Annotated in this window: 10 protein-coding genes and 1 pseudogene; 10 read left to right on the top strand and 1 reads right to left on the bottom strand. The window is 56.2% G+C overall.

Annotated features, from left to right (window positions below):
* Nucleotides 1-94 precede the first annotated feature (94 nt).
* The 6 genes from P775_RS12330 (at nt 95) to P775_RS12300 (ending at nt 5,464) form a co-directional block, all read left to right on the top strand.
* Nucleotides 95-481 carry a recombinase family protein gene (locus P775_RS12330; protein ID WP_281256081.1) on the top strand — a complete coding sequence of 129 codons (387 nt, stop codon included), beginning with the start codon at nt 95-97 and terminating at the stop codon, nt 479-481.
* Nucleotides 482-841: 360 nt separating this feature from the next.
* The gene (gene hxsB / locus P775_RS12320; RefSeq protein WP_099911278.1) at nt 842-2,251 is read left to right on the top strand and encodes a His-Xaa-Ser system radical SAM maturase HxsB; all 1,410 of its coding nucleotides are present in this window, start codon (nt 842-844) and stop codon (nt 2,249-2,251) included.
* Nucleotides 2,248-3,333, top strand: coding sequence for a His-Xaa-Ser system radical SAM maturase HxsC (hxsC, locus tag P775_RS12315; RefSeq protein WP_099911277.1), 1,086 nt, complete (start codon nt 2,248-2,250; stop codon nt 3,331-3,333). Before hxsB ends, hxsC begins: the two co-directional genes overlap by 4 nt.
* Nucleotides 3,330-3,872 (top strand): His-Xaa-Ser repeat protein HxsA, encoded by a 543-nt coding sequence (hxsA, locus tag P775_RS29860; protein WP_099911276.1) that lies wholly within the window; start codon nt 3,330-3,332, stop codon nt 3,870-3,872. Before hxsC ends, hxsA begins: the two co-directional genes overlap by 4 nt.
* Nucleotides 3,847-4,236, top strand: a complete 390-nt coding sequence (locus tag P775_RS12305; protein ID WP_245875665.1) for a TIGR03982 family His-Xaa-Ser system protein — start codon at nt 3,847-3,849, stop codon at nt 4,234-4,236. The genes hxsA and P775_RS12305 overlap by 26 nt, the downstream gene beginning before the upstream one ends.
* Nucleotides 4,220-5,464: a His-Xaa-Ser system-associated MauG-like protein gene (locus tag P775_RS12300; RefSeq protein ID WP_218967681.1), complete on the top strand. Its 1,245-nt coding sequence runs from the start codon at nt 4,220-4,222 to the stop codon at nt 5,462-5,464. The genes P775_RS12305 and P775_RS12300 overlap by 17 nt, the downstream gene beginning before the upstream one ends.
* 97 nt (nt 5,465-5,561) lie before the next feature.
* Here the strand turns inward: P775_RS12300 and P775_RS12295 are convergent.
* Nucleotides 5,562-5,722, bottom strand: a pseudogene (locus P775_RS12295) (IS6 family transposase); the annotation flags it as partial.
* A gap of 66 nt (nt 5,723-5,788) precedes the next feature.
* Here P775_RS12295 and P775_RS12290 point away from each other — a divergent pair.
* The 4 genes from P775_RS12290 to P775_RS12275 all read left to right on the top strand — a co-directional run bounded on the left by P775_RS12290 (nt 5,789) and on the right by P775_RS12275 (nt 10,166).
* Nucleotides 5,789-6,766 (top strand): IS5 family transposase, encoded by a 978-nt coding sequence (locus tag P775_RS12290; RefSeq protein ID WP_099911275.1) that lies wholly within the window; start codon nt 5,789-5,791, stop codon nt 6,764-6,766.
* A 235-nt stretch (nt 6,767-7,001) separates the two neighbouring features.
* A complete protein-coding gene (locus P775_RS28930) occupies nt 7,002-7,250 on the top strand; it encodes a hypothetical protein (RefSeq protein ID WP_245875664.1) in 249 nt (82 codons plus the stop codon).
* A gap of 166 nt (nt 7,251-7,416) precedes the next feature.
* Entirely contained in the window at nt 7,417-8,043 is a 627-nt protein-coding gene (locus P775_RS12280) for an SOUL family heme-binding protein (RefSeq protein WP_099911273.1), read from the top strand.
* A gap of 80 nt (nt 8,044-8,123) precedes the next feature.
* A complete protein-coding gene (locus P775_RS12275; RefSeq protein WP_099911272.1) occupies nt 8,124-10,166 on the top strand; it encodes an ATP-dependent helicase in 2,043 nt (680 codons plus the stop codon).
* The last annotated feature ends 90 nt before the right edge of the window (nt 10,167-10,256 follow it).

Genomic DNA, 10,256 nt, shown 5'->3' with positions numbered 1-10,256 from the left:
GGCGGCGTGATCCGCCGATCACTCCAACCGTAAAAGCTTGAGGCAACAACTTGGCGATGCCGGCGACACGCTTGTTGTCTGAAAGCTTGACCATCTGGGTCGATCAATGTCACATATTCTGCAGACCGTCGCCGAACTTGAAGATCACGGTGTTGGTTTCAGGTCGTTGACGGAAAATATTGACTCCACCGCGCCGACCTGGCGGCTCGTTTTTCACATCTTCAGGGCGCTTGGCCAGTTTGAGCGTGACTTGATCCGCGAAAGGACAAACGCTGGGCTAGCGGCCGCAGCCGCAAGAGGTCTTAAGGGCGGGCGGCCCATCGCCGTTACACCCGAGAAGCTCAACCGTGCCCGCCAATTTATGGCTGCAGGTCTCAATGTGCGCGAAGCTGCCGCACGCATTAAAATAAGTAGGTCGGCTCTTTATGATGCGCTGAAAGCATTCAGATATAATGGGCGTCAATATACTGTGAATTTATGAAACATAGCTTCAAACAAATTCATGAATTTCGTGGCTGGGATTTTTTAATAAGCTGAAATTTGATTTTTGGTAACTGTAGATGATGGATAAACAATTGAGTAAGATAATTCCTCCAACTGAAATGAAGTTGTCGATACCGGAGTATCTACTGGCTTCCTGTCCAAGCGCGATAGCGAGGCTTCAGTACCTGCTCCCAAATATAGAATTCCAGTGGGACAGTACTGAATTGATTTGCATCGGGCCAGAGGACACCAACTGGGCTGACGTTCGGCAAGAAATTTACTACACCATGTATCGCGCAAAAATACGAAATGAGGGAGCCGCGCAACGGGTGGCTCTCTTCGACGCGGTGTTCGGACGTTGAGTATTTGGCCACTTCAATTCCGGAGCTCAGGCTCAGACAGTTTCCTTTTCACGGATGATGCCGGCGGTTTTTTTGCAGCGGATAGAGCCTTTCTAAAGCGATACGCGTCAGATCGCCTTCACGAAAGCGATCATTCGTTCTTGGCGGCTCAGGGCCACCCCGCCGACGATAGCGACGTTTCTGCATTCACAGGGTTTGCTTCGAGATGGGCTCGCAGGATCAACCCAGCGCGCTCCATGTCATATGTCATTCTTGTTCCGACGCTCCGCTGCAACCTCATGTGCGACTATTGCCAGGTGTCTCGAGCCGCAGAAACAGCGAAGGGATTTGATTGGGATGGGGTTCAGCTTCAACAGGTCTTAGATTTTCTTGGGGGGCTGGAGACGAGCAGCATCAAGGTTGAATTCCAGGGCGGAGAACCGCTTCTCCGCCTCGATCACCTTGAAGCGGTTCGAGCGTTCTGTCGGACGCGATTCAGTAGTGCTGAATTTGTTGTTTGTACCAACCTGCAACGGGTCTCGGAGGAAGCGTGGCTATTCCTGAATGCAGTCGACACGCACGTCAGCACATCCTTTGACGGAACCTCGGACCTCCACCTACGGCAGCGAACGAAGGACGACACACTGCACAATGCTTTTCATGGCAACCTTGAAAGAGCGCTAAACGTCCTTGGCACGCAACGTGTCTCAGCGTTGCCGACAATTGATCCGATGGCCCCACCCGAACCACTTGAGGTCATTGAAAGCTTTGCGACAATGGGGCTGAACTCAATCTACCTGCGACGCATCAATTTCCAAGGTTTCGCTCGAAAGAAATTTGGCTTTGATCAATCACGTCAGGCTTGGCAGATTTATTATCGTCGCTTTGTCGAGAAACTTATTGCGTTCAACCTGACCGCAAAAACCCCGATGGAAGAGTTTTACCTGAGCCATATTTTACGGCGGATTCTGCGCGGTGGCCATGACGGTCATGTCGACCTGCGCAACCCGAACTGGCTCGGGACCGACTATCTCGTGATAGACTTTGACGGAACATTTTATCCGACGGACGAGGCGCGGATGGTCTCACGTGTAGGGCGGGTAGATCTCTCTATCGGCAGTTTGTCGAAAGGCCTCGATCCGGTGCGGGTCGAAGCATTGAACCAAGGCGTGTCAAATTTTGACGATCCTGATTGCACTCACTGCGCGTATAAGCCCTACTGCGGTTTAGATCCTGTGGACGATCTATCCAGACATGGCCGTATCGACTTGCCAAGGCATCTGACTGACCATTGCCAAAGCCACCTCGCGCTATTTGATCTCGCCTTCGAACTACTTTTTTCGGATGATCCCAACGTTCACCGGTCACTTGCAGTCTGGCTCGACATCCCCCGCTACTCCCCCCGCCTCGCACCGAGACTGCCATGATTCCGCTACAGCTAAAGATCGATCCCCTCCCCATCGTTGAACCTCTGGTGGTACGGCTCGTCTTAAATCCTAGCATTAAGAGCCCATCCGATGCGATTCTGGTCGCCCGCGGTGATGGTACCGCAGATTTTGACGTGGGAGGTTTTTCGCTTCGGGTTCACACTAACGATCCCGCTTCGCTTGATGGAGATGTGGTTCTTGTTATCCCCGGTCGCCGCACACTTCATCGTTTAATCCGGGCTTCATCACCCCATAATACTCTACTGATTACCGAGCAATGCGACCAACTCTGCGTAATGTGCTCACAACCTCCAAAGCAATATCACACTGATATGTTTGATCAGTTTTTAGATGCAGTGCGACTTGCTCCTGTGGACGCAACGATTGGCCTCTCTGGAGGTGAGCCGCTCTTGCATAAGAAACGTTTGTTCGAATTTCTTGTGAAGGCTCAGAACCACCGCCCTGATTTGCGCTTTCACATCCTGACTAACGGGCAGCATTTGCTCGCTGAAGATGAGGCACACCTACGCTATCTCGACATGACATCGATCCTCTGGGGCATTCCGATTTACGCAGCTGAAGGTGAGATACACGATCGCATCGTTGGAAAAGTTGGGGCGTTCAGCATCCTCCAAGAGAACCTTGCTCGGCTAGGTCGTACGGGAGCAGCGATCGAACTACGGACCGTCGTCATGCAATCGAACATCGATCATTTGGAACGGCTTGGCGAATACATAACCCTAAATCAGCCGTTTGCCCAAGTTTGGGCCATCATGCAGCTGGAAAATATAGGGTATGCGAGAATGAATTGGACTAAGGAATTTAGCGACACCTCTTTGTCGTTTGAAGGTGTCTCCCAAGCGATTAATATTTCCCTTGGTAAGGGGCTCGCAACAGCTCTCTATAATTTTCCACTCTGTTCCGTCCCTGAAGCGTACCGGCGGTACTGCGTCGCATCAATTTCTGATTGGAAGCAGAAATTTCTGGCAACATGCGAAAATTGTTCGTTAAAGTCGAAATGTACGGGTTTCTTTGAATGGTACCCCGAAGAACGTGGTTTTAAGAAGATTATCGCACAATGAACAAGAAGTTTCTCATCCCGTCCTTATTGGCCGCAGGTTTTGGTGCAACGAGCACAGAAGCAGCTCCCCCGTCAAAATTTGTGATAGCGGATAACACAAAGACATCGCTTTTTGCTCTGTTCCGGCAGCAGCACACCTACACATTGGCGGCGCACCGATCCCACTCAAGCCACGGGTCGCATTCCAGTCATCGATCTTCCTCTGGAGGTGGATACTCTGCTCCGCGCGCCGCGCCTTCACCACTCTACACCGCTCCTTCTAACCGCAATTCGACGAGTACACCGCCCTCTTCAGTGCTTCCAAGTCCACCTGCAGCAGCGGCAAGAACCCTTCCAGGCAATTCGGGGGCTTTTCAGCGCATAGCTATGCAAGTTCAGACTGCCCTGCTATCTTATGGATATTATAGCGGTGCAATCGATGGAGTTATCGGTGCCGGGTCGAAAAGCGCGCTGTCCAGGTTCCAAGCCGATTACGGCCTCTCCGTTACCGGTACGATCACACCGGAGGTACTCGATGCGTTTGGCATCGTCGCTAACTAGTTTTTTGTTCGGCATTATCGCCGGAATTTTCTTGGCATTTTCTGTTATGCCGCTTTGGAAACTCTGCGTAATGCAAATCGCACAAGATCGCTTTGGTGATCTCACGTTCAAATGCGATGACGCAATGCGTGGACACCTCATGGCAAAGCAGAAACTCGTCGGCACTCCTTCTAAGGCCAACGCGGATGCTTTGAAATCCGCAGAAATCGGTTTGCTCGATTGCCAGGATTACGATCTAATGCGTAAGCGTCTGACCCGTTGGGGACTAACGGACAACGAGCTTAGCGAAATGTCATTGTTGGCTATCGAAGAAAAGGGCGCGGATCTCCGCGACGTGGTCAGGATACATGAAATACGGTACTAGCGCTGTAATGAGCGCGGCAATGTCCCTCTGCTGTCTCACCCCAGCAGGAGCCGACGGCTTACGAGATACTGTCCTTCGAGACGCCATTTTGGCCAGTGGTTTTCTTCCGGCCGAAGAAACACATATCGAACAGCCTCAAGACCTGGTTGAGGTTGGGAAGCTCTTATTTGAGAGTCGGCTGCTGTCGTTCAATAACGATACAGCCTGTGCTTCGTGCCACATTGACCGCTTTGGGTCTGCTGACGGTATCGTCAATGCGATCGGAACAGAAGGTGAAGGGGTCGGATCCGAACGCGTGCTCAACGGGGGAGACATCGTTCCGCGAAATGCGCTTCCCTTCTGGGGTCGCGGGGGTATTGGTTTCGACACCTTCTTTTGGGATGGGAAAGTCGACGCATCGTCGGGCTATGTGATTAGCCAATTTGGTGATCGCAACCCGTCGACAGATCCGCTTGTCGTAGCCGTTCACTTGCCACCCGCTGAGATAGGCGAGATGGTTATAGACCGGAGCGAGACGGAGGCGATGCAGACTGAGGATGTCGAGACAGCTAACAAGCTCTATGATATTCTGACGGCGCGAGTACGTGATGATGACGTATTAGGACCAAACCTAGCAGCAGCACGTCAGGTTGAGCAAGGTGATATTCAGTTTCTTGATATTGCTGAAGCCATCGCTTCATTTATCAGGTTTAATTACCGCATAGGGCAAACCCGACTGCACGATTTCGTTTTCGAAGAAGCAAAGCTGTCAGATCAGGAGCGTGATGGTGGGCTTCTCTTTTATGGCTCGGGCGGCTGTGTGACTTGCCATAGAGGTCCTTATTTCTCAGATCTTGATTTTCATGTCGTACCGTTTCCACAAGCAGGATTTGGTAGGAACGGTTTCGGCGTCGACTATGGACGTTTTAACGTCAACTTATTAGAAGCCGACCGCTACGCCATGCGAACTCCACCATTGCTGAACGTAGCTAAGACCGCTCCATACGGTCATTCTGGTTCAATCCCCGATCTTAAGGATGTGATCCGTGCGCACATTGATCCCCTTTACGCCATTGATCCTTCCAAAATGACTTTGAATGATCGCAATGAGTTCTACGGTCGGCTGAGACTGTGGGCTGTGTCACCACTTAACGGAGTTGTCATGAGTGAGGAGGATGTAAGGGATCTCGCCGCCTTTCTGGAGACAATTTCGTACGATAGCGAAATGTCGGTCGCTATCGTGGACTAATGAATCGCGGGAGCAAACTACCCAACGCAACAGCACTGCATGAAAGGGCATCGCCAAGTTGTTGCCTCAAGCTTTTACGGTTGGAGTGATCGGCGGATCACGCCGCCATGTCGGCGGTGTAATCTGCCCAGAGGCTGAAAGCATCGGCCCGGGCGTGGCGGTATGATGTTGCGGTGAGTCTGTAACGTAACGGCGGGGACGGAAGATCAGGTTGATCGGGTCGTGTGCGGTCAGGAATCTCTGTGCTTGCCGGTGAGAGGCCTTGTTGCATGGATCGCGCTTGGTTTGATACTGAGGCGGTTTGTTCCCTTCAGGAAGCTGTAGATGCCACACAAGTTCAACGCCGGTCGTCGCGAGAAACTTCCGAAGCAAAAGCATCGCGTGACCAACTGGGCCGAGTACAACGAAAGCCTGCGGCGACGCTGTGATCTGACGGGCTGGATCAGCGATGACGCACTTGCTTTGTGGGCGGCACCACCGCGAACGACGCCTGGCGGTCAGCCTGTCTATTCGGATTTGGCGATTGAGCTTTGCCTGACGCTGGGCATGGTGTTCAAGCAGCCACTGCGGCAGACTCAAGGTTTGATGCGCTCCATTGCTGAGTTGTTGGGGGTTGAGATCGCAGTGCCTGACTTTTCCACTTTATCGCGCAGAGGCAACGGGCTGAGCGTGTCTGCCAAAGCTACCTCCAAGAATGTCAAACCGGCCCAGCTGGTCGTGGATAGTACCGGGTTAAAGATCTTCGGTGAAGGCGAATGGCTGGAGAAAAAGCATAAGACCAAGCGCAAACGCTGCTCTTGGCGCAAGCTGCACCTTGGTCTTGATCTTGTCAGCGGTCAGATCGTCTGCTCCGATTTGACCACGGAAGACATTGGCGATCCGACCGCCCTGCCGGGCCTGCTGGATCAGATCGACGGCCCAGTTGACCTGTTTCTGGCAGACGGCGCTTACGATGGAGAACCAACATGTGCTGTTCTTACCGAACGCTTCGGGTCGGCGATCGACGTCACGATCCCACCACCCAAGAACGCGGTCCTGAGCTCCGGCGCTGCCCAGAACCCGAGCATTCGTGATCGCCATATTGCCGATATACGAGCGCGCGGTCGGATGGCATGGCAGAAGGCATCTGGCTATAATCAGCGGAGCCGGGGTGAAACCCTCATGGGTCGTTGGAAGACCGTCATCGGGCCCAAGCTAAAGGCGCACTCGTTCGAAAACCAGAAAACAGAAGCCAGGATTGGCGTCCGGATTCTTAACCGAATGACCGAACTTGGCCGACCCAATTTCGAACGCACCGCCTGAAATCTGTTTCGGGTAGGGCGCGTTCCGACCTCATCATGCTCCATGCAACAAGGCCATTCAGGATAAGCTTGCGAAGCTTGAGGCGCTGTTTGCGCGGGGCGCGACGGCGGGGGAACGTGCGGCGGCGGGTGCGGCACGTGATCGCCTGCAAGCCAGGATTGGCCAGGAACCAGGCGAAAAGAGCGAACCCAACACTGAAACTGAACTGCAGTATTCGCTGCCGGATGTCTGGTCGGTGCGGATTTTTGTGGCGCTCTGCCGCAAGCATGACATCAAGCCGTATCGCTATCCCCGACAGCGGCGCACAACCGTCATGGTCCGGGTGCATCAGCCAAGCTTTGAGAGCACGGTAGGAGAGGATTTCCGCGCACTGCACCGGGAACTCACGGATTATTTCGGCGACATGGTCGAGCACTTGATTGCCGATGTCATGAACGCGGACGGCAACGATGAGACTCTGGAGCAGCGCAAGCTGCCCCGTTGACACGGCGACCCTCGGGGAACGTTTCAATTCGCGTCGATGTTGACCATGAAAGAATGGTACGCTCATTGTCGACCGGCTTTCCTGCCTCGGCGGGTTTCACGCCAGTGATGCGCTTTCCAAGCTGAAACGGACCGGATGCGAAGGTTTTGATGTTAAGGAGACACGGATGTTTTCACGCGCGACCCGGGCGATTGCGGCCCTCACAAGCCTGCTGAGCGTCACTGCCTGTTCCGTTTTTGGCAGCGCGGCGGCACCGGAACCGGAATACCGCATGATCCTGTCTGAACCGCCGTACGAGCTGCGGGACTATGGCGCACTGGTCGTGGTGAAAACGGCGATGGATGGCGGATCGCGCGCCGCCTTTGGACGTCTGTTCGACTATATCTCGGGCGCAAACGCCGGGGCGCGCGACATTGCCATGACTGCGCCCGTTCTGAACACCGACAGCACCGCAGGAACCGAGATCGCCATGACCGCCCCGGTCCTGCAAAGCCGGGACGGCGCGCGCGAGATGGTCTTTGTTCTGCCTTCCGCGATGACGCTGCAAACAGCCCCCGTGCCGACCGATCCCGCCCTCACCCTGGACACCATTGCGCCGCGTCGCGTCGCGGTGGTGCGCTATGCCGGTTTCATGGCCAGCAACGCCGCGGCCGAGGAGGCCCACTTGCGCGACTGGCTCGCGATCAAAGGCCTGACCGCCAACGGCCCGGCGGAGGTGGCAGGCTACAACCCACCCTGGACCCTGCCGCCCTTGCGTCGCAATGAGGTGCTGATCCCGGTTGCAAGCGAATAGGCTCGCAGAAGAACATTCAAGTTCCCATTTCGTTCTCGTTTCGGTAACCTCACTCCAAGATCTGAAAGAGGGAACAAGGCATGGCAGGCGCAGGCTATCTCGACAAGCTGAACGACAATCAACGCGCTGCCGTGGAATTCGGCGTCGGTGGCGACACGCTGCCCCCTCCGCTGCTGGTGATCGCTGGGGCTGGGTCTGGCAAGACCAACACGCTGGCCCATCGCGTGGCGCATCTGCTTGTCAACGGTGCCGATCCGCGGCGCATCCTGCTCATGACCTTTTCGCGCCGCGCCGCGACCGAGCTGACCCGCCGGGTCGAGCGCATCACCGCGCAAGCCATGGGCACCTCGGTCGCCGCTGAGGCGCTGACCTGGGCCGGAACCTTCCATGGCATCGGCGCGCGGATCCTGCGCGAACATGCGCTGTCCATCGGCCTGCATCCCGAATTCTCGATCCACGACCGCGAGGACAGCGCCGACCTGATGAACCTGTCCCGCCACGGGCTTGGGTTCTCGAAGACCGAGAGCCGCTTTCCGGCCAAGGGCACTTGCCTTGCGATTTATTCCCGTGCGGTGAATGCCGAGGCGCCGCTGGGCGACGTGCTGCGTGATCACTTCCCCTGGTGCGCCCCGTGGCAGGCTGAACTCAAGCAGCTGTTCGGCGCCTATGTGCAGGCAAAGCAGGTGCAGAACGTGCTGGATTATGACGATCTGCTGCTGGCCTGGGCACAGGTCATGGCAGATCCGGGGTTTGCCGGACATATCGGCGCGATCTGGGACCATGTGCTGATCGACGAATATCAGGACACAAACCGATTGCAGGCGCGGATTCTGCTGGCGCTGAAGCCCGATGGCCGCGGGCTGACCGTTGTGGGCGACGATGCGCAGTCGATTTACGCCTTCCGCGCCGCAACCGTGCGCAACATCCTCGACTTTCCCGACGCCTACACGCCCCGCGCCGATGTCATCACGCTGGACCGCAACTACCGCTCGACCCAGCCGATCCTTGCGGCGGCAAACGCGGTCATTGGACTGGCGAAAGAGCGGTTCTCCAAAAACCTCTGGACCGAACGCGCCTCGGCACAAAAGCCCCGGTTGGTGACGGTCCAGACCGAGGCAGAACAGGCCCGCTATATGGTGGATCGCATCCTTGAGGATCGCGAGACGGGCATGAAGCTCAAGGATCAGGCGGTGCTGTTCCGCACCTCCAGCCATTCCGTCCAGCTTGAGGCCGAACTGACGCGGCGCAACGTGCCTTACGTGAAATTCGGCGGGCTGAAGTTTCTCGACACTGCGCATGTGAAGGATCTGCTGTCCTTCCTGCGTCTGGCCCGCAATGCGCGTGACCGAGTGGCGGGCTTCCGCGTGCTGCAACTGATCCCGGGCATCGGGCCAAAGGCGGCAGGACATGTTCTGGACGCGCTCGACCTCGCCGCCGATCCCCGCGCAGCCCTTGAGGATGTCGCCGCCCCCGCCCGCGCCGGGGCTGACTGGCCGGGCTTTGTCACGGCCATGACGACACAGGCTGTCTGGCCCGCAGCACTTAGTCTTGCCCGCGCGTGGTACGACCCGCACCTCGACCGACTGCACGAGGATGCCGAGTCCCGCCGCGCCGACCTGCTGCAACTGGAACAGATCGCCACCGGCTATCCGTCTGCCGAGGCGTTTCTGACGGATCTGACGCTGGATCCACCCGATGCCACCAGCGATCAGGCCGGCGTGCCGCTGAAGGACGAGGATTACCTGATCCTGTCGACGATCCACTCAGCCAAGGGACAGGAGTGGAAGTCGGTCTACCTGCTGAACGCCGTGGACGGCTGCATCCCATCCGACCTTGGGACCGGGTCGACCCACGAGTTGGAGGAAGAACGCCGCTTGCTTTACGTCGCCATGACACGGGCCAAGGATCGTCTGACGCTGGGCCTGCCGTTGCGCTTCTACGTCACGCAGCAAACCCGCAATGGTGACCGGCATGTCTATGCCATGCGCACTCGGTTCATCCCGAAGGAGATCCTTGCCCACTTCGAGGCGCTCCACTGGTCCCCGGCGCAAAACGGCAGCGCCCCGCGCCCCGCTCCCGCGCCGATCAATGTCGCCGCGACGATGCGCGAGATGTGGAGTTAGCGTCAGGTCGGTCCCTTATGGCAGATCAAGCACATCAGAAACACCCTTCCCCGAAGCCGCATGTTCTGGCAATGTTCCGGATCAACCATC

The sequence above is a fragment of the Puniceibacterium antarcticum genome, assembly GCF_002760615.1.
Lineage (GTDB): Bacteria > Pseudomonadota > Alphaproteobacteria > Rhodobacterales > Rhodobacteraceae > Puniceibacterium > Puniceibacterium antarcticum.
Note: the sequence above shows the minus strand (reverse complement) of the source record. Positions and strands in the feature narration are given on the sequence as shown.

Coding starts and splice junctions, on each gene's coding strand:
- hxsA (WP_099911276.1), top strand. CDS start 3,330: ATGAACAAGAAGTTTCTCATCCCGTCCTTATTGGCCGCAGGTTTTGGT.
- P775_RS12300 (WP_218967681.1), top strand. CDS start 4,220: ATGAAATACGGTACTAGCGCTGTAATGAGCGCGGCAATGTCCCTCTGC.
- hxsC (WP_099911277.1), top strand. CDS start 2,248: ATGATTCCGCTACAGCTAAAGATCGATCCCCTCCCCATCGTTGAACCT.
- P775_RS12290 (WP_099911275.1), top strand. CDS start 5,789: ATGCCACACAAGTTCAACGCCGGTCGTCGCGAGAAACTTCCGAAGCAA.
- P775_RS12305 (WP_245875665.1), top strand. CDS start 3,847: ATGCGTTTGGCATCGTCGCTAACTAGTTTTTTGTTCGGCATTATCGCC.
- P775_RS12275 (WP_099911272.1), top strand. CDS start 8,124: ATGGCAGGCGCAGGCTATCTCGACAAGCTGAACGACAATCAACGCGCT.
- P775_RS12280 (WP_099911273.1), top strand. CDS start 7,417: ATGTTTTCACGCGCGACCCGGGCGATTGCGGCCCTCACAAGCCTGCTG.